The organism is Ruegeria sp. AM4, from assembly GCF_056540665.1.
In genome coordinates this window covers 1-19919 of the sequence record NZ_JBQFXD010000024.1, presented here as the reverse complement: position 1 = coordinate 19919, position 19919 = coordinate 1, and the positions used below count along the sequence as shown (strand labels likewise).

The following is a 19919-nucleotide window of genomic DNA, read 5'->3' as shown; positions in this document are numbered from 1 at the left end:
AACGCGAAAAGTCTGATAAAAAGGCGCTCGCACTCTGTTCGGATGACCACTTTCTGCGTCAGCAAAACATTGTTTTTCAACGGAATCGGCCCAGACCAGTCACTCGACGCGGCGCCACCATTCTGCGATCGCAGCCCACATTGCCGCCATTCGCTGCGCGAGCGAAGAACGAGAGCCGATGAAATTAGTGAAATGCCGAACAAGCCCTAGCATGGAGCTAAGTACCAGCTTTGCTCTGCGACCGAAATTTCTCCAATGTCGAATTGAACACAGAGGGGAGCACCGGAAGTCGTGTAGCAATAGCATGTTGTGTATCAAGCTTTTTGGCGCGATTCAGATAAGCATTTGCGTCGTGGGAGTTGCCCAAGCTCTCGAGTGCAAAAGCACGTAGATAAAGGTGACCCGCTTCGTTGGGACGTAAATCGGACGCCATCGCCGCGTCCTTTTCAGCGCCTTCATAATCCTTGTCGCAAAACCTGGCGATGCCGCGCAGAAACAAGCGGTACGGCTGAAGTGGATCTCTTTCACCATGGTCAATGAGCCGAGAAAACGCCGAAACTGCACCTTTGAAATTCGCCTCCAAAAGGCAAATTTGCCCCTCAAGTTCATAGTTTTCTCTGTACGCTGGGTTGATGCTGGAACTACGGATTAAATCTGCTCGTGCACTGTCCGGATCTTTGGCAACAGTGGCGCGATATAATCCCCGGCACCAAAACACATAGTCGCTTTGAGGGGCTCGAACGACGGCCTTGTCCAGGTCGTCTTGCAACGATTTTTGAAGCGCATTTGGCAGGCCTTCACGTCGCGCCCCAAATAGCATGATTTGCGCTTCGGCACGCATCGCCAGAGAAACTCCATCATCTGGATTGAGATCGAGCGCTCTGTTCAATAAATCCAAAGCTGTAGACCAGCTTTCAAAGGTCACCTTGTAAAATTCGTTTGCTGCTTTCGCACGAAGTTCTGAGACACTAAGTTCATTGACTGATATACCGGCAAGCCTGTCTCCATCAAACGCGTTTGTTTGCAGGCGTAATTCTCCCTCCGCAAGCTCAAGAACCTCGTCACAAAACGAAAATATGTCCTCCGCAGGAAGGGTATAGGTCCGCGACCACACGGATCTCGCCTCAGAACGCAGTGTGAGGTTGAGAGTAAGCCTTCCCTTTCCGCCAGAGAGGCGAAGCCGACCTCTGAGGTCATAAACGGCATCATCCGATTTGCTTGAATGTCCATCAAAAACCAGAATACCCCTGCGACGCGAAAGGCGTACGATGAGCTCTTCTCTTAGGTCGCCCGCGATCGCGTTTGTTTCGCTGTCACCAGGTGCACAATCCACCGATTGTATGATGATGGAGGGAACCTGACCCTGCTGAGGAAGTGCATTGACGTTGGGGCGCCACTGATAGAGCCGAACCGGCTGAGTGATGTTTTTTAAGCTGAATGTCCCTGCATCCTGCAGGTCACTACGGTTATCGTCGGCGAGTTGTCGGAATAGGTCTTCCGAAATCATCAAACCTCCCGGCGGTGCCTCTGCCTGTATGCGCTGAACGATGTTGACGCCAGCCCCATAGAAATCGTTTTCGTCAAAGCTGACCTCACCAATGTGACAGCCGATCCTCAGCTTGACGCATGGTTTGCTATGCAGGTTCGTTTGAGCTGCCTTAGCGCTTGCCAACGCTGCTCCCACTGATGAAAAGGCTATGATCCATCCGTCTCCCATTCTCTTCAGCACCTCACCGCCCATTTCGGTGACAATCGGTTCCAGATCCTGGTTTTTGAGCGCCTGAACTGTATCGATGGCCACAGACTCATCCTTGCTCATCATTGCGGAATACCCGACCACGTCGGCAGCGAGCAAAACGGCAATTCGCGACTGCATTTCTTTTTCCTTCGTCCAGAAATTGGATTGATATGCTGAAACCGAGAGGGCTCCTCGGTCGCAGGCGTTCGTAAACTGTTGTCCGAAAGACCTAGAGGATCGCTGCAATGCGTGCTTGAGTTAAGCCTGAGAAGATTCTGAGATTTTAGACGTACGCCCAAGAAGAAGCGGGTTCAGCGAAGATAACCACCCAGACAAAACAAAAGCTTCGATGGGCATGTGCGAAGGGCTGCAAGCAACTACGAAGGCTTCGGTTCGTTTTGATTGTTCTTACGTCGTCGCTGACGCGAGTTTCTTCAGCCCGCTGTTGGTTTTTTGCGCTTCGCGAGGTCGAGTGGCAGATTGACGTTCAACCCTGCTTTTCTCCAACCATCGAACGCCTTTTGAACCAACGGACCGGCGTAATAGCTGAACACAATCTCATTTGGAACGGTTGCTTCGAAGTTCCGGCGGTTTCTCAACAGTTCCAGCCTCGCCGTTTCGGCGGCCTCAACATTTCCAAGCTCCGCGTGGAACCAAGCCTGATGCGCGTGATACCAAAAGAACCCGGGCATAGGCACTTTCTCGATCTCCAACAGTGCGGCGTTCCAATAATCGCCAAGAGCAAGACGCCAGGCGTGAGGGTAATGATACCAGCCTGGATGAACCGGACTTAGTTCGATTGCATTATCAAGAAGTGGAATTGCACGATCAAACGCGCCAAGAAACGCATGGCATTGCCCAATCTCGGCTAGGATATCCGCGTGACCTGGGTTGAGTTTCAGCGCCATTTCAGATGTTTCGCGAAACCCGGCTAGGTCATTCGTATGAAACTGACACAAGGCCAGTGTCATACTCGCAAAGCCGCTTTGCGGATCGCTTTCCACGGCACGCCTTGCCGCATTCAGGCCGAGAGTGAGCACATCTGCATCCGGCCGTTCGTTCAGGTGAAATCGCTTTTCCTGCAAATAGATGAGCGCAAGCGCCGCCCACCCATCAGAGGCTTTGGGGTCGGCTTTCAGCAATTCGGGCAGCTGTTCGCGCAATTCCAGATGAAGCGCGGGATTGTATGTTTTGTAGAACTCGTAAAACTTCGCCACAGCAGCATAGACGTCCCATGTCTGCGCCTGACCTGCCAAAGTACGCTGCCGGTGCCGGACATCAATCTCGCCATGTCGGGTGGCAACCCGGCCTGCAATCAAAAGCCCGACCTCGTCCTGAATGTCAAAGATGTCATGGATGTCCCCTGCGCGGTCGATTTGCTCCATCAACGCGATCTCGCCAGTGGCAATGTCGCTGACCTGCACGGTCACGCGCAGTCTTTCGGCGGACCGACGCAGGCTACCTTCGACAATGAAATCGACACCAAAGTCGCGCGCGATTTCGGACTGACCGATCTTGTTGGTCTGAATATGCTGCGCCGTCAGGCGGGACAGGACGCGCAGGTTGCGAAACCGAGTGAGGCTGGACGTGACCTCTTCGCTGAAACCATCGGCGATCTGCTGGTCCGCCTCTATCGGGCTCAGGCTGCGGAAGGGCAGGATCAGAAGGGTGGGTTCGTTTGTCGTCCGCACCAGGGCGCTTGTTTGGTTCTCAACCCCTGCAACCAGTCGGAATCCGACGCCGTGCACGGTTTCGATGATCTTCTGGGACGCGCCTGAATCGCCGACAACCCGCCTTGCCTCTTTGATGGCGGTCGAAAGCGTGGCGTCGGTGATAATGCGGCCATCCCAGACGAGCTGGATCAGGTCGTCCTTGCTGACGACCTGACCATCGGCATCAATCAAAGCGCGCAGGATACCGGCCGTTTGCCGAGTGAGACGACGCAAATCTGACCCTTGTTGCGCAGTCATCCGGTCAAAATCAATCCGAGCATCAGAAATCACTACTTCCATGGCGTCAGCCTATCGAAAGAAACTTCACCCGCAAACCTCGGCAAATTCTCAGACTCTTCTCAGGTCCGGCTCAAGCACCTGCCCCGGCTCATCGGTACGTCTTTTCATACAACGTTTTGCATTTGGAAGGATGACCCATGAAATATCGTGACGCGCTGCCTCAGATGGCAGGAAAACACATGATTACCGACGGCGGCCTGGAAACCTCACTGATCTTTCACGATGGTATCGATCTTCCCCTTTTCGCCGCCTTCAAAGCGCTTGAAAGCGAAGCGGGGATGGCCGCCATGGACGCCTATATGGACCGGTTTGCGCGGGTTGCGATTGAGGCAAAGCGCGGTTTCATCATGGATACGCCAACCTGGCGGGCCAGCGCGCGGTGGGCAGCAGAACTGGGTGTGTCACAGGACGACCTGCGCGCCATTCACCGTGAAACGATTAGCAGACTTACAACGCTCCAGGCCCGTTTTGAAACCGATGAAAGCCCATTTATCGTAAACGGCGTCATTGGCCCGCAAGACGATGGCTATGCGCCGTCCCGTTTGATGACCGCCGCGCAGGCCCAAGCCTACCACGCGGAACAAGTTGGTTGGTTCGCCGAGTTTGGCGCCGACATGGCGTCCGCGATCACGATGACCTACACCGACGAAGCGATTGGAGTGGCCAAGGCCGCGCAAACCGTGGGCATTCCCGTCGTGATTGCTTTTACGGTCGAAACAGACGGGCGTTTGCCTTCCGGTGAAAACCTCGGAGATGCAATCCGCGCCGTCGATCACGCGACCGACGGCTACCCGGTTTACTTCATGATCAATTGCGCCCATCCCGATCACTTTTCCCACATTTTGCAAGGCGAATGGACCAGCCGGATTATGGGGCTGCGCGCAAATGCGTCGCGGATGAGTCATGCAGAACTCGACGAGGCCGCAGAACTGGATGACGGCGATCCGATTGAGCTTGGAAATCTCTACGCTGAGCTGTCGAAACTGTTGCCCAATCTAAAAGTCATGGGCGGGTGTTGCGGCACCGATCATCGTCATGTTGTCGCCATGTGTGACGCTACGGCCTCGTAAACATCAGCCCATTGCAACCGGAGTAATCAGATGCCCGACATCAAGATCAGAACTGGTGCGGATAAGGACGCGGGTGTCTTGCGTCAGGTCTTTGAGCTCGCAAGCAACGGCCTGTCGCCTTATCTGTGGCAAAAGGGGCTGAAGCCCGGACAGGACTACGACCAATGTGTCGCCGCGCGCATGATCGCCAAAATCCACGATCCGGAACAGGTCTTCAGGATCGCGGCTATCGACGGTGAACCAGTTGGTGGAATCCTGACCTATCGCATCACCAAACGGCAATCTCTGGATGGGGTGTCCGCAATGACGCGGGCCTTCAACGAGGTCGACAACCGCCTTTTGGGTACTGTGTATGTCAATGCCATTGCCGTTTTCCCAGGCTTCCGGCGCGCTGGCATTGCATCCGCTCTGCTTCAGAACGCACAAGACACCGCAGCAGGGACTGGCGATCCGGTCTCCCTGTCTGTCAGCAATGCAAACCCCGGCGCTATATCGACCTATGAAGCCAATGGATTCCGCCATGTTGGCAAGGTCCGGATGGAGAAAGAAGACTGGCCAGGAGAAGGCGAAAACTGGTTGTTGATGGTGAACGACATTGCCTGCCAATGGCACCAACCTGCCAGAACCCATTGCGTGCCCTCACAGCGCACGCTTTCGGCGTGATAGGAAGGGCTACGTGATGGAATATGTTCACATTCAAGCAGATGCCAATGGCGTAACCCATTTATCCAAGGAGGTGTGGGCGACGCATGAGGGAGAATTCACACCCCCATCGCCAGGTGGCTACGAAATTACCCAAGCGATCAAGGCAACGGGGGTCATCATGATGCACCACCCTACTGGGTATCGGGATGAGTGGCATTGCGCGCCCACGCCTGTTCTTGGGACGGTTCTGTCGGGAACCATCCGCATTGATACGAGCGACGGCGATAGCTGTTTGCTGCAGCCCGGAGACCAGTTTGTGGCCACGGACTTGGATGGCGATGGCCACAAGATTGAGGAAGCAACCCTGAAACCCTACGATCTTGCGCTGGTGCTTTTGGACGATGTTCAAAGCTTGTATCCAGAGGCGCTAAAATGAAGCTCTTCTTCATGCCCGGCGCGTGTTCTTTGACAGTTCACGTTGCTCTCATCATGACTGGCCGAGACTTTAGGATTGTGCAGGTCGACTATACGACGCGCCGAACCTCTGAAGGCCAGAGTTTTTTGGACGTAAACCCAAAAGGGTATGTACCCGCATTAGAGACTTCGGACGGACAGGTCTTCACCGAAATCCCGGTCATCATTCAATATCTGGACAATTGCGCGCCCGAGGCAAAGCTGCTGCCGGTTGGTGAGTATCAGCGACTTCGCTCATTTGAATGGTTACATTTCCTAGCCACGGAAATTCACAAGAGTTTCAGCCCACTCTACCGACCCGATACACCACGCTCATTTCTTGAAGTAGGTCGTCAGCATCTATCGAAGCGTATCGCAGTTATCGAAGCTTCGCTGCAAAATGGCCCATATTTGTTGGGTGAAGAATTTTCGATAGCCGACGTTTATCTATATACGTTGTGCCGCTGGCTCGAGGATCAGGATCTGGACATTAGTCAATGGCCGGCGCTTCGTGAACATTATCGACGTATTGAGGCCACGCCCGCGGTTCAGACAGCTCTCTCAAAGGAAGGCTTGTCGAAGCGCTAAGGGAGTCAAGGTTCGGGATACTGCCGGAAATGGCCAATGCAAGGACGGCCCATTCTTGCCGTTCACACGGTTGTTCGTCTTCTGCGGTTGCAGCCCACATTGCCGCCATTCGCTGCGCTAGCTCGATCACGACGGCGGCAGATGTCTGGACGGCGGACGAAGCTGCCATTTGGAATGTGCTTGGGAATGACCGCTGTCCAGTTCAAAGCGGATATTCAAAACTGAACTTTGCAGTTTCGCATACTACAACACGAATAACTAGGTCCTTTGGGGTGCAATGTCTGATGATGTGTTGGGCTGTCCAGTTTAGTTGTGATGGTGCTCCCAAGGTACCCAGCAGGCGCGTTCGCTCAGGATGGAGATTGTAAAGATCAACATCAAAGTCTCTGTCGGCCCAACCGACGGGTGAACGGGTAGTTTGCCCGGCTAAAATGATACTACAACAATTTAGAAACCACTCACAGCATCCATTCGACAGGTAACCACCTGACGATTGCGGTAAGCCCTCGATGAAAGCTATTGGTTTCCGGTTCCGTAGTATGCACAGTGAATGTGCCGTCCTGTTCTTCTTGAATCCAAATCATCTCGCCACTGTTATTGAGCTCTACGCGATACGAAAACTCGGTTTTGTTCAATTGCTCAGCCAGTGAAGCAGCAATCGTTGGGCTTTCGATCATGATGCCCATTTCAGTGTTGAGATGCGCAGACCTTGGATCGAGGTTATATGAGCCAATGAAGATCCGCTCACCGTCTGAGCCAAAGGTTTTTGCATGCAGCCCTGATGCCGACCCAGCCAGGATCTCTGGCAGGCTTCTGTCGCGATGTTCCCGCCGCAGGGCTCGCAGCTCCAGCAGTTCTACCCCGCTGTTCAACAAATCATATCTATAACGCATATACGCAGCGTGAACCGGCATCACGTCTGTCGCGTCCAAAGAATTGGTCAATATACGTACCCTAACACCTGACCTGGCCAACTCCTCCAAGACCTTAGAACCTCTTTCGCCAGGAATAAAATATGCCGAAACTAGGTCCAGTGAGGTCTGTGAACTTTTAGCGAATTCGATCAGTTGTTCGACCATCAGGTCTTCACTTTTAACTTCGCCCAATCCCTTCGCAGGATCGTCAACAAAAAGGGTGACCTCGCTCCAATCAAACTTCAGGTTATGAGCCGCGATGTGGTCGGCCAGTACACTTTCCTGAATCGCGTTTTGATAACCTGCGCCAACGGCGGTTTGCCGTGCTGCATCCGCCTTGGATTGCAGGCTGTTTACTGCTGGAGGATCTAAAAATAGTCCAGCGTCGTAAGACGAAGCACTGTTCCAGTAGGCGTCGAACGATCGTGAAACCTCGTCTACAATTGGGCCGATGGCTATAGCGTCTAAATCCAGGTAGTGCGTTCCAGCCCCATAGTCGAAATAGATGTCGCCGATGTTGCGCCCCCCAACAATCGTGGCAACCCCGTCTACAGTCATTGATTTGTTGTGCATCCGCCGATTCAGTCGGCTGAAGTCAAATGCATAAGACAGGAGCTTGGGTTTTCTCAACGTAAACGGATTGAAAATACGCACGTTCGCATTGGTGAGAGCGTTTAGCTCTGAAAGCAGGTCATCCAGCCCCGAGATACCGTTGTCGTCGACCAGCAATCTGACCCGAACACCGCGTTCGGCTGCTGCCCTAAGCTCGTCAAGAAGCATAAGGCCGGTGACGTCATCTTGCCAAATATAGTATTGCGCATCGATTGAGGAAGTCGCCTCTCTCGCGAGGATAGCCCTGGCCGCAAATGCGGCGCGCCCATCGCCCAAAGTCCGCACCCCATCGAGTCCGCGGTTGCGTTCAACAACGTTTTTAATGGTTTCACCCAAGGGGCCGGCCCAATCGGCGTCCTGTTTCAACGTTTGCTGCGAAAAATTCTCCTCAGGCAGCGGAAAAGCCAACCTTAACCCAACAACGGCTAGCGCAATCACCGCTATCAAAACCAAACAAATTCTGATCAACCGCATTCAGTTTCCTGTAATTGGTGCACCGGGTTGCCCGTTTTGTTGAACCTGAGCTCAAATGTAGTTGAGTTTCTTAGCGATCCAAAACAGGATTTCAGCCAGCACTGAAATTGCACCGGCCTCTTCCGTGACTACCAGTGCGGTTCCTGATGTACCAAGCTGCGCACGATCCGAAGGAAGGCCTTCTGGGATTTCAATAGTGACGATGTAGCTCGAAGCACCAGTCAGTTCGCGCAGGCTAGGTAGCCCGCCCCTCGTGTCCAACGCGCCTTCTCGCGTTCCTGGCGGGATTGAACGTATAGTGGTCTCAAACTCTTGACCAGGCATTGTGCCCAAAGCAATCCGGATCGTATCGCCAACGGACACGTTGGGATAACTGCTTTGCGGCAACGCCGCGACGAGCAGACGATCTGAAGGAACCATAAAATTCACAGCACCTTGCAAGGTCGTGACACGATTGCCAGGCCGAAGCGAGAGCGCCGTCACAATACCGTCAGCAGGCGCACGTACAACTGTCTGCTGCAATGCCCACTCAGCTTGGGCCAGCGCCTCTTGAACTTCTACAACTCCGACATCGACTCCGTCCACTTGAGCCGCGATGCGTCGTTCAAGGCTTCGCCTACGCGCCTGCGCTGCACGCAGACCAGCTTCGAGTTGTTCAATCGTGGAAACTGCTTCCTGCAATTGGAACTCTGCTGCAGCGCCGCGTCCAGTAAGCTGAACGATGTCATCGCGACGTTGCACACCGAAAGAGAGTTGAGCTTCAAGAGATTCAATCTCCGCCAACGCCGCCTCATAGTCCGTCTTCAATTGGTCTGCTGCCGACTGTGCTGATGCGAGTGAAGCTTGAAGTCGAGCAACTTCCGCCGCGTAGGTGGTATCATCAATTCGAAACAACTCATCACCCATTGCCACAGGTTGGTTCGCTTCTACTGCAACTTCAGTGACTGGGCCGGATACGTTCGGCGCTATGTTGATGACCGCGCCTTGCACAGACACAGTCCCAGACGGTGTCGTGTGGTTTAAGGCTCCGATCACAACCAGCGCTATGACCAATGCTCCACTATAAACGACTGTCTTGAAGAACCCGTTCCAAGGCAAGACTTTAAGCTTGGCAAAAACAAGCCAAACAATGCCAAAATACAAGCCGAGAATAATGAGCATTTTGATTTCCCTCACCGTGTTTCTTTTACATCCGCTGTCGTCAAAACTCGCGCGTATAGCTGATGCCAAGTAGGTTACGTTGTCCGAACGTGTTGTCGATGTAGCTACCAAACACACTGATGCTGTCGTCTGGCGACGCATTGAAGGTAACACCTGCACCGATGCTGAACCCTGAGTAGTCGTTTGAGCCGGCGGATAGGACACCCGCGGTCTTTATCGTCCAGCGTTCAGAAATAGGTTTGAGACCCAACAATCCGACATATCCACCTTTGCTGGCGATTTCGGTGGGAAAGGCATCGGCGAACTCGAAATCACTGTTGCTGATCCGACCATCGGTGTAGTTTGCACCGAGAGCCGGGAACAAAAACCACCCTTTCGGTCGGATGCCAAATGCAGCAAGAGGTACGAACGTTCCGATGGCGTATTGCGTTTGCATGACACCGCCTTCGAGTTCCTGCTCTGAGGCCGAGATATTCACGATGCCAAAATCGAAGAGGTAAGATCCGCCTATGCGCCACTGATCGTCCTCCGAGATTGATACGTTGATCTTAGTGACAGGCCCGAAAGCAACCGAGCCGAATACTGTGCCAAAATCACTGTAACGGACGCCGAGTTTCGTAACGATCTTGGTCGGATCATCCGAGAGTTTTTCATCTGGAACGGTCTGCGCCCAAGACTTGGAAGCCGCCACAGCAAAGAATGCCCCTAAAAAAGCACGGGATATCATTCGCCATCTGGTCATGCTCCGGTACCCTCACCATCTTTCGTGGCTTGGTTTTTCCGTTTCCGTGCTACCGCGCAGATAATGGTGAATACCAGGTTGATTGGAACCATCAGCGCCATGAATGCCAAGACGCTTGCCGAATAGGCCGGGTTGAAGCAACACGCATCCACAAGAAGGTAAACGAGGCCAACATTGCGCAGGTTTGTGCAGATGGCCAGAACTTGCCTATATTCCCGATTGCTGCCGCCCAAAAACCAACCGACCGCCATGAGCGAGAGAATGAAGATCAACATGGCGATCAGGCTTATCGGCCCAAGACCTACGGCCGCTTCTTGCCTGGCCCCGAGACTCGCTACGACAGATGCAATAAAAGAAACTGTCGATATGAGCATCGCCGGTTTGTAAATTTGCTCGGCCACTGTTGGAAAAAAACGACGGATCAACATACCCAACAACAGTGGAACCCCAATGACAGCCACGATACGGATTAGCAATTGATCCCAGGCAACACGTTCCAGTGCATCAGCAGGTAGAACAATCTGCGCCGCCGCCGGCGCTAATATCAAGCCAATTATCGATAGTAGAAACAACAACCCACCAGCTGCACCGGCTTGACCTGGTGCCTTGGTCGAGAACTGGACTGCGTTGATACCGCCAGGAGCCACTGCCAACAAAAACAAAACGACGCCCACTGGTCGCGGAAGCGGAAAGAACCCTATGATCAAAATCGCAACTATCGGCGGGATGAAGACATTAGCTGCAAGCAAACGGGTAAGCCGTTTGCGTTCGAGAAGGGCGTCACCCATTTCGCGAAAGGTTGCACTCAATCCTATGCAGAGCATCGCGAGGCAGAGAAAAATATGGATGAACAGCGTGACGAATTCTTCGAAAGGAAGCGGGGAATCCATCACAGTGGTTCCACATTCCAAAGAATACTGATTGTAGCGTAAATTGCGACTGCGAAGACTAAACCGGCAGAGATCAATGCTGGTGAAATCGGAAAAGGCTTTCCGGAGATATCAGACAGTCGCTTAAGAAAAGTTATCTGTTGTATGATAGCAACTGACAGCATCAGCACCGCCAGTACCAGCATGAACAAACCAACAAAACGTGCGCGTTCCACCGGTGCGTCTTCTAACCCGGGAACTTCAGTCAGAATTCTGAATAGTGCGGGTATGGAGAAGCCGAACCCAATGAGTGACGTGGCCGTTCTCATATATCCCATCGTCGTCCTGTCCGATGCAAGCCGGGAACGCTCGAATGCAAGATCCGTGCGCTCTCCAGCCAACTGGTTGGTAGAACGCTGCGGTTCATCCTCATCGTCAAAATCCATGGTATGCCTCAGTGATAATTCTAGGTCTCATTTGGTTTGTCTGCGACCCGCTCTTCGCGAATTTCCCGAACCAGGAAATAGTCTAGAAAGGTTCGGACAAAGGCGATGGCCGTAAGCTTTGCAAGTTCTTCGATGGAAGGGTCTGTTGCGGTTGCAATAATGTCTGCGCCTAGTTGCAATTCGAGCGCCACGATCAGGTACTTTCCGAGGATGCGCCGCGCGACTGGCTCGGCGTCCGACTTTCGATGCATAATGAGCGCTCGAGCGAAGGCAACACCTCCTGCTGCAACAACAATGACGCTCGCCGCTTCGAATAGTATCTGGATATAGCTCGCTGCTTGAACGATCAGGATTTCCAACCCATGCATGGTAACTATCCCGTTGCGGCAGGTTCATCTCGACTTTCAGTTCGACTGACAGACGACACTGCGCAAGCATTGAACAACTCACCTAAGTGCGCTTGATCAAGAGTTGTTTTGTGTGCGATGGCAACGATCCGGTTTGCCGGATCCTCGGCCCCCCAAGGGCGGTCTTTTGTCAACTCGACCCGCCGCCCGACAACTTGCAGCAAATAACGGTTGTTCGGGTCGTCATCGAGGTAAACAAACCCTTTGCAGCGATAGATATTAGATGGCAGTTCTCTCTTGATCATTCGTTCCAGCGCTTTGCGCTGCAAGGGAGCGTCGCGCGTATAACTCCAGGTGCTAAAGAAAGAACCGTGATTGTGCCCATGATGATGGTCGTGGCTATTCGCATGATCAGCCATCGCGCGAGACACATCGAAACGACCGACAGACAGCAGGATTTCGAGTGGAACGTTACACTTGACGGCAGGAACGATGCGAACCCTTGAGAAGAAGCCGTCTATCCACCTCTTTACCTTTGCAGTTTCCTCAACACCTGCCAGATCAACTTTGTTCAGGATTACAAGATCCGCAAATCCGATCTGCTGCAGCTTGAGTTTGGCAAGGTCCGGGTCGTCATAAGTGAAGACTTGATCGGCGTCGACGACACACGTCACACTGTCAAGCCGTATCAGGTCGCGATAGGCTGAATCCACGAAGGTCATATAGATGCTTGCTGGATCTGCCACGCCGCTGGCTTCAAGCAGTATGTACTCGATGGGATCATCACGTTCGATCAATGCGGCGACTGACTCAACGAGATCATCTCGTATCTGGCAACAGACACAGCCGTTCGCGAGGCTGATCATCCCATCTTCGACGTCAACAACCAGTTCTGCATCGACATTGATTGAGCCGAAATCATTCACAAGAATGCCAACTTTCAACCCATGACCACCCTTCAAAATCCGGTTCAGCAGAGTGGTTTTTCCCGCACCCAGAAACCCTGTTAGGATCGTCAGCGGTACAGGTTCTTTTGGGGCGTTATTCATGGCTGCATCCTTGGCAAGAACTGTGTTCGCGCCGCGTGGCTCAGAAACGCGGCGCGTATTTTTAGTCAAAAATCAGATCAATCCGTATGATCGCGTGCAGCAATCAGGGCGTGGAGGTCGAAGCGGAACGTTTCTTCATCGTAGTGCTGCGTCAGTGGACGGAGCACGTCCTCAGGCATGTAGAGGGCCGGATCTAGTTCCCGTTCCCGCAGGAAGGCATCCTGTTGTTCCTCACGCGGCAAACGCGGTTTCGGGATCTGAATGTAGTCCGGCATCTCGCCAGCCGGGAACGGTAACGTTCTGGGATCTGGTGGCTGCATAGCTGGCATTTCCGGACGCAGGGCCATGCGTTCCCAGATACGATCCTTGGTGACGTTGATTACCTTGATGTCAGGACCACCGAACAGGAACAAACCATCCCAATGCGCGCGGATTTCCGCGATCGCTTCGCCTGCTGATTCCTCGGTGTAGTGACAGATCACACCAGCCCGAGGTTGGATTTCATTCATCAGGTACCCCGCCGCATAGTAAGGCGTGTGGTAGGTATCCAGAGTGAATTCCAGAACTTCTTTGGGCGTGCCGTATTTGTAGTTGAGCAGTTGCGGTAGATCGGCTTGTCCTTCGGTCACGAAAATGTCGCAGCCTTTCGCAAACTCGATTGTGCTTTCATCAGGGCGCCCGTCGCCTGTCCAGACAAAGGACAATCCGGCTTCTTCCCAATCTACGCGATATGCTGACGCACCGCTTTTCACGTGGCTTCGCGCCCAGTGCGTGACTTTCAAACCGGGTTCTTCCAGTACCACACCGCCTTCGTCTTTGTAGTCGAACTCGACAACTTCGGTGTCGTAGCCGGCGCCAATCGGGCAGTGGTCAAAGTTCTCAAGATGCCATGTCATCATCTCATGCATCTTGTCGACCATATATTGGGTGCCCGTCTCTGGCCGGTCACCCGATGGGCCGAAAATGCGCAATCCGTTACGCCAACCACCCGACCATGCGCGGAACGGCATAAAGTAGGGCAGGTCTGCATAGTGGTCGACGTGCAAGTGGCTGATGAAGATGTCGCGCACCATCGGCGGCAAAATGCCAAGCTGAATAATATTCCTTACGCAGCCATTGCCGAAATCAAAGAACAGGCGGCGCGGGAAGGGAGTACCGTTCCCCAACTCCAGGACAATGCATGTGCCGGACTGTACCATCGTCGGAGGCCAAGGCGTGCTACCCGGAAAACAAATCCGCATCTCGCCTTTTGGCAAAAGCTCGTTGGGCGGGAAAAAGTTGTTGCTTGTACAGCCGGGTGTTGGCCGGAAATACTCCGGCAGCGTGATGCCACCGCCGGGGCGTTGCCCGTAAGGGTTGCGTGGTTGGCTCATTTTTGGATCCTCCGAGTTATTGTTTGTTACGCATTATTTGGCTTGTCCCTGGTTCCTGAAGATCAGGATCGGCGGTTCCTTCACATCGACGATGTCAATTGGCATCGCAGAGTCTCTGCGCAAGGCGTCGAATTTCAGACAGCAGCTCGTCTCGAACAGTCTCCCATTCTCTTCGTACAGGAGACTTTTCTGGTGAGAGGGCTACATGCTTAAGGGCTTCATCAAGGTCTTCCACCGCTTCACGTACATTTTCGTTCCTTAGCGCTCGGGACAGAGCTGCCTCGGAATACTCGGGTATGAGGGTGTGGAGTTCCCTGCAGTTCATGGCAGAATGTGACCTATTTGTATTCACTTTAGCCAATATGTTAGAAGGTGGATGGAGCGAAAGGAAAGTGAGTTACGGTGAGCTAGGGGTAAGTTCAGCTTAAATTCAGAGGAGCGGGATAGTCATTAATTGATTGAAACGACAGCCTAAAATAGGTCTTTCTAAGAAAATGGTAACGGCTGAAGAAATTAGACAAGCACTTGAGCGCGTCCTTACATCTGCAGAGTTTGCTGGTTCACCCAGACTGCAGTCCTTCTTGAGATACATTGTCGATCAGGAACTTGACGGTCATGGGAGTTCCATAAAGGGCAAAGTTATTGCGACCGATGTCTACGATAAGGAACTTGACGAGAACGGAGGGGCACTAAACCTCGTGCGGGTTGAAGCCCGTCGCCTACGGCGTGGTTTGGAGGATTATTACAGTGGCGCGGGCAGATCGGACACTTTGCGCATAAGTATGCAAACCGGAGGGTATCGACCACAGTTTGAACGATCCGTCGCGACGAAGCCAAGTGTCGGACAAAGCCAGTCGAAATCTTCGCACTCTGTCGGTTTATGGCGTCATAAACTCCTGCCTCCCCTCATCGGAACAACGCTTTTGTTGGTATTTGTCCTGGGGTATTTTGGTCTACGCGGTTCCCAATCGAAAACGGAGTTCGCAACCGTTAAAAGCGCCGCAGAACTGGCTGCACTTCGGGAGAAGTCAATTACCAGTGTTCAGGCGGTAAACTTAGCCGAGCAAACTCGTGGATTGTTTTTTCCATTATTCGACCTCCGACGGCAAGCCATCAACTTGGAAACGTTTCGGTATGTGATTGAACTCGATCCGAACCTTGCTGCAGGCTATGCGGGTTCAGCCCAAGTACTCACACTTAAGTCACTGCTTACAAGCAATGCTGACGCACCTACCGCTTTGATTGGTGAAGCTTTGGAAATGGCAGAGCACGCTACCACGCTAGACCCTTTGGATGGTTGGTCTCAAGCCGCTCATGGTTGGACCCTTGCCGTGACGGGAGACATTGAAGGAGCGCTTAGACGTGCCAGAATTGCCTTGGACCTTAGCCCTCAAGACGGCCACACTTTGGATCTAATAGGCATCACGGCCCTAGTGGTAGATGATCCAAAGTTTATGGCCGAAGTGTCTCACCCACAACGGTCTCGACTGGGCGTCGGCCGTTTCGCATACAACAATATCTACGGCGCTTCACAACTAATGCTGGAGAACTATGACGAAGTCATTGAGGCCTTCTCCAAAGCAGCAGAGCGAGGCCATCCCGTAAGTCCTCCAAGCCTCTTTTTGCTCGCGACCGCCTATCACGAAACAGGTAATACTTCAGGGGCGGAGAAGGCAATCGTCGAAATGTTGGACACTTGGCCGGACTTTCCTGCCCATGAAGTTATCGCTCGGTTTTTCGTGAATAACTCTGCAACTCGTTCGCGCGTTCTTTCGGTGCTTGATCTGTATTCACCAAGTTGAGTCAGCAGACGTTCAGCTAGCCGAAGGTGTCCGCGCGACCAACTCGCCACCTTCCCTCCAATCGATAACATCAACCTCAGTCTCGTTGTTTCAACCAATTTGGCTGTAAGTGCTCCTATCTACACATCGCAGACTTTCGCGCCCTGAGCACCATTGGCAACTTTGGGCTCGAACCGGACTTGCGGCGGCGCTGCAGGACAAAATCGGCACTTTTCACGTGGTCTATGACCGCAACACGGACATTGCGGACTTAGCGATCCGATTTTTTAGGGTAACGCCACATGGCAGCGACAGCGGGTGGCCCAATGGAGACGGAGACTCAATGATCATGCCGACATCCTAATTTCCATCACGATTTTTGAAAGCGGTCATTCGCAAGGAGTGCAGCATTTGTTAGCTATGGGCTCTCCGGACACTTTCGCCGCACGATCCACTAAAGGCTTGTTCAGGAAACACTGCCGTTCGCTGTATGCTGTCCGAATTCAAAAGATGCGGGACAAACCGGTCGTTCGCGGATTAACACCCGAAGCAAAAAGATAAACGCTGTCGCTCTTTCTGCTTGGATTAAGGCGTTCTCTAAAGGACAAAGCGGAGGTGAATTGCACTTTGCGTAAAACCGGCATCCAGATAAGGAGGTATTAGTTCCTGAGTTCGACCTTTGCCTGGACTTTCAGGCCTGGGATCAGAAGTGTCTGCGGATTATTGAACCTTGCCCAGACGCGCAGATTGCCTTGCTCATCCAACTCATTGTCGGTCGAGATTATTTCTCCGGACTCCTCGAATACTGTGCCATTGGGCAGGATCACGTAAACATCCAGCTTCTTAAGTAGCTGAGGTATAGGCACTGGTGAGACGTTCTGAAGTGCAATGAGTGTGTCATAAGGCTGAAGATACGAAACCAGAACCGTGTTCAGGTCCAAAATCTCTGCAATTGGACGGCGTGTCTGCGTTTTCAAATAAGCTCCGAGATCATGCTTCGGGGCGACAATCCAGCCGGAAGCCTGCGCTTTGATTTTGGTCGCGGACAGAACAACCTGCGCCTTCTTTAACTTTGCCTGCGCTTCCCTCAACGCAACTTCAGCAAGCGCAAGCGCCTGTTTGGTTTCCAGCTTCCTCAACGCTGTGGCAGCACCTGTGCCCGCTAGGGAGGACGCACGCTCTGCCGCTTCGCGTGCGATTTCCAGTTCCACTTCTCGTCGCCGCACCTCATTCTCAGCCAGTTCGACGTCCAGTTCAAAGGTCTGCTTTGCAAGTTCAAAAAGCACCTCGCCTTTCTCGACGCGTTGCCCGTTGATGAAGTTCACACTAACCAACGTTCCGTTAATGCTGTTCGAGACCTGTGTGCGTTCCCCAGCTTCAACGACACCTTCGAAGACCTGTCGTTCCAACAATTCGACAACCTCATCAATTTCGCTCGCCATCACCTGAGAAAAGCTAATCAATGCCATGGAGACGGCTACGACGAATGTGCCGAAGAATTCACAGCGATTTATGGAGCACTTGCTGCGAAAGAATTCCATTTTCTTTTTGATCCTTATTACAAAAGCGTATCACACACAAAGATCATGACATTCGAAGCGGAACATGTCGAAACGTTCAACGAGCACGCCCAACACTCTTCTGGCTCGCTAGTTTGGAACGACGCAACTGAAACTCTCTGGTTTGCTCGGATCACCGCTCCCATCGTAAGTTACAATGGTCGGATGCGCGCAGATGATCCGCCCACCTTGTCCGGTGGGCTCGCGGGTCAGCGGATGGACATAAGGCGCGTCGAGTTTGTCAGGTGCCACCCCTGTGTCCAACCACTCTTCCAGCGCCTCGATATAGTTTGTGCCGTCCGGTCCAGGTCCAAACCGGCAGTGGGTGATGCCGGGGCGAATAAACAAGCGTACATCATCGCGAGCAGAAGGGTCGTGTTCAAGCACCCGTTCGTAATAGGTGATAGTTCCGTGTGCAGACAGCGACCCATCCATCCAGCCGTTGTCAATTATAAGCTTGCCGCCATTGGCCCGGAATTCCGATAGGTCGGGATTTTCCGCATCAAGCGTCGGGCTCAAGCGCGCAGCGTGATGGGCGAAGTCGGAGAAGTCATAATCTTCATAGGTCCAGTCTGGATCGCCGTAGAAGAAGTTCTTCATCAATTGTGTAGAGAAACCCCAGGTTGCATTGGGAATCGGAGGCGCGTCATACACCGCCGCATCCTCATCGCCGTCACCGGGGTGGAAGTCGATTTCAGCACCCTCGACATAGCCTCCAGTATTCCACATCGACCAACCCAGCGGATTGCCCGGTAGCTCCACGCCCATCGGTATGCCGGGCCAGGACATGCCCCCGAATTCCACCTCGCGATAGAGATCTTCTGCGACCCGGACCTGTTCTGCGCTCAGGCACTGATTGGTTTCACCTTCTCCACACAGCAGGCTCGACACCACAAAATCGCACTGGCGCGGATCATTCAGAATGCCGTCCTCAAGCCCGTCAATCGCGTCGCATTGTGCCATGATGGCATTCCCGAGAAGGGCTTGCGCCTCGGTATCGATGACTGGTGTCGAAATCTGGTTTGGATCAGGGAACATGTTCATGGCGTCATAAGTCCACCGGCCAGCCATCTCCTTTGTCCAGGAGTAGGCTGGTGCCCCGGCATAGATGCCGTCGAAAACGCCCGGTGATCGCTGCGCGACCATCAAAGCCTGACCACCGCCACGGGAGCAGCCATAGAAAAGGTTACGCTGTATCTCCGACCCATAATAGTCGGCTATGATCGCTTGGGACGACACAGCCGTTCTGTGCACGGCCTGGAACCCAAAACTGACCTGGCGTTCAAGATTGTTTAGGGCCCAGCTTGCGACGATAGCGTTGCCCTTGTGTCCTGTGTCCGTCGTGACGGTCGCCCATCCGTCGGCAAGCACATTACCCAAAGCCATAGCGGCATTGTTGAAATCGCCGGAGAACCCTCCGCCACCGCCCATGACGAACTTACCGTTCCAGTCGTCCGGAAGCAGCAGTTCAAATCCGGTCTCGGTCCCAATTTCACCGATAACACGACAATGCGGTGCCGGTTCAGACAGCGCTTCTACAGTTAAGACAGTCATATCGGGGACGCTGGGAACTCCGCTTAAACTGCATTCACCGGCGGCTACAGTAGTCGCTCCCGTTGCGAGTGCAGATATCGTAAAGCCTGTCAGCTTGGCAGTTCTTTGAAGGCCTTCCAAAATCGTTGAACAAAAGCACATTCGGGTCCCCCATGTATTCATTTTTTTGAGTATGTACGAACGTACTGTCCAGAAAACCATGCTGTCCAGAGAATCTTGTCGCCGAAGCGAGGTCCCTGCATTTGGACAAATGATTGCAAACAATCATATCGGCACCGTTTTCCAGAGAACAAACACGATTTAGAAAGACTGATTCTTATGGTCAGCTCTGAACTTGGTCGGTCTCAAGCTTCTTACGTTTGTGGAAATGCGAATACACAGAACGTTCTCTTAGTCGACAATAACTGTGACAAAAGCGCGGATTAACTTATCCGTCGGTTACGTCCGCTTTGGGCTTATTTTGTTGAAAAACTCATCCTTGATCGCCGCATGAACTGCTGATTCAATTCTTCCAATGGGCTGGAGGATTGGC

Annotated in this window: 18 protein-coding genes; 6 read left to right on the top strand and 12 right to left on the bottom strand. The window is 52.9% G+C overall.

Features of this window, described 5'->3' with window-relative positions:
• Positions 1-210, top strand: a 210-nt coding sequence (locus ACR0JA_RS23260; protein WP_480580224.1) for a hypothetical protein, incomplete at its 5' end; no start/stop codon positions are given.
• A 7-nt stretch (positions 211-217) separates the two neighbouring features.
• Here ACR0JA_RS23260 and ACR0JA_RS23255 read toward each other — a convergent pair.
• On the bottom strand, positions 218-1876 hold the full coding sequence (locus ACR0JA_RS23255; protein WP_480580222.1) for an adenylate/guanylate cyclase domain-containing protein: 1659 nt from the start codon (positions 1874-1876) through the stop codon (positions 218-220).
• 296 nt (positions 1877-2172) lie between these two features.
• Positions 2173-3750 carry a winged helix-turn-helix domain-containing protein gene (locus ACR0JA_RS23250; protein ID WP_480580219.1) on the bottom strand — a complete coding sequence of 526 codons (1578 nt, stop codon included), beginning with the start codon at positions 3748-3750 and terminating at the stop codon, positions 2173-2175.
• A gap of 137 nt (positions 3751-3887) precedes the next feature.
• Here ACR0JA_RS23250 and ACR0JA_RS23245 point away from each other — a divergent pair, with 137 nt between their 5' ends.
• The 4 genes from ACR0JA_RS23245 to gstA are packed head-to-tail and all read left to right on the top strand — an operon-like array spanning position 3888 to position 6506.
• Positions 3888-4820 (top strand): homocysteine S-methyltransferase family protein, encoded by a 933-nt coding sequence (locus ACR0JA_RS23245; protein WP_480580216.1) that lies wholly within the window; start codon positions 3888-3890, stop codon positions 4818-4820.
• Positions 4821-4850: 30 nt separating this feature from the next.
• Positions 4851-5483 (top strand): GNAT family N-acetyltransferase, encoded by a 633-nt coding sequence (locus ACR0JA_RS23240; protein WP_480580213.1) that lies wholly within the window; start codon positions 4851-4853, stop codon positions 5481-5483.
• Positions 5484-5496: 13 nt separating this feature from the next.
• The gene (locus ACR0JA_RS23235; RefSeq protein WP_480580210.1) at positions 5497-5901 is read left to right on the top strand and encodes a cupin domain-containing protein; all 405 of its coding nucleotides are present in this window, start codon (positions 5497-5499) and stop codon (positions 5899-5901) included.
• The gene (gene gstA, locus ACR0JA_RS23230) at positions 5898-6506 is read left to right on the top strand and encodes a glutathione transferase GstA (RefSeq protein ID WP_480580207.1); all 609 of its coding nucleotides are present in this window, start codon (positions 5898-5900) and stop codon (positions 6504-6506) included. The genes ACR0JA_RS23235 and gstA overlap by 4 nt, the downstream gene beginning before the upstream one ends.
• Positions 6507-6964: 458 nt before the next feature.
• On the opposite strand, the gene ACR0JA_RS23225 is transcribed toward gstA, so the two are convergent.
• The 8 genes from ACR0JA_RS23225 to gntH all read right to left on the bottom strand — a co-directional run bounded on the left by ACR0JA_RS23225 (position 6965) and on the right by gntH (position 14493).
• Entirely contained in the window at positions 6965-8506 is a 1542-nt protein-coding gene (locus tag ACR0JA_RS23225) for a phospholipase D family protein (RefSeq protein ID WP_480580204.1), read from the bottom strand.
• Positions 8507-8557: 51 nt separating this feature from the next.
• A complete protein-coding gene (locus tag ACR0JA_RS23220) occupies positions 8558-9667 on the bottom strand; it encodes an HlyD family secretion protein (RefSeq protein WP_480580201.1) in 1110 nt (369 codons plus the stop codon).
• Positions 9668-9707: 40 nt separating this feature from the next.
• On the bottom strand, positions 9708-10409 hold the full coding sequence (locus tag ACR0JA_RS23215) for a hypothetical protein (RefSeq protein WP_425079291.1): 702 nt from the start codon (positions 10407-10409) through the stop codon (positions 9708-9710).
• Positions 10406-11299 (bottom strand): bile acid:sodium symporter family protein, encoded by an 894-nt coding sequence (locus tag ACR0JA_RS23210; protein WP_425079292.1) that lies wholly within the window; start codon positions 11297-11299, stop codon positions 10406-10408. Before ACR0JA_RS23210 ends, ACR0JA_RS23215 begins: the two co-directional genes overlap by 4 nt.
• A complete protein-coding gene (locus tag ACR0JA_RS23205) occupies positions 11299-11724 on the bottom strand; it encodes a YidH family protein (RefSeq protein ID WP_425079293.1) in 426 nt (141 codons plus the stop codon). The genes ACR0JA_RS23210 and ACR0JA_RS23205 overlap by 1 nt, the downstream gene beginning before the upstream one ends.
• 20 nt (positions 11725-11744) lie before the next feature.
• A complete protein-coding gene (locus ACR0JA_RS23200; protein ID WP_480580198.1) occupies positions 11745-12092 on the bottom strand; it encodes a DUF1622 domain-containing protein in 348 nt (115 codons plus the stop codon).
• Positions 12093-12097: 5 nt separating this feature from the next.
• Positions 12098-13120, bottom strand: coding sequence for a CobW family GTP-binding protein (locus tag ACR0JA_RS23195; protein WP_425079295.1), 1023 nt, complete (start codon positions 13118-13120; stop codon positions 12098-12100).
• Positions 13121-13197: 77 nt separating this feature from the next.
• Positions 13198-14493: a guanitoxin biosynthesis MBL fold metallo-hydrolase GntH gene (gene gntH, locus ACR0JA_RS23190; RefSeq protein ID WP_480580194.1), complete on the bottom strand. Its 1296-nt coding sequence runs from the start codon at positions 14491-14493 to the stop codon at positions 13198-13200.
• Positions 14494-15074: 581 nt separating this feature from the next.
• Between gntH and ACR0JA_RS23185 the strand changes: the two genes are divergently transcribed.
• A complete protein-coding gene (locus ACR0JA_RS23185) occupies positions 15075-16295 on the top strand; it encodes a tetratricopeptide repeat protein (protein ID WP_480580191.1) in 1221 nt (406 codons plus the stop codon).
• Between the two features lie 638 nt (positions 16296-16933).
• Here the strand turns inward: ACR0JA_RS23185 and ACR0JA_RS23180 are convergent.
• Positions 16934-17815 carry an efflux RND transporter periplasmic adaptor subunit gene (locus ACR0JA_RS23180; protein ID WP_480580187.1) on the bottom strand — a complete coding sequence of 294 codons (882 nt, stop codon included), beginning with the start codon at positions 17813-17815 and terminating at the stop codon, positions 16934-16936.
• Between the two features lie 108 nt (positions 17816-17923).
• Positions 17924-19387, bottom strand: coding sequence for a DUF6351 family protein (locus ACR0JA_RS23175; RefSeq protein WP_480580183.1), 1464 nt, complete (start codon positions 19385-19387; stop codon positions 17924-17926).
• Positions 19388-19919: the final 532 nt, after the last annotated feature.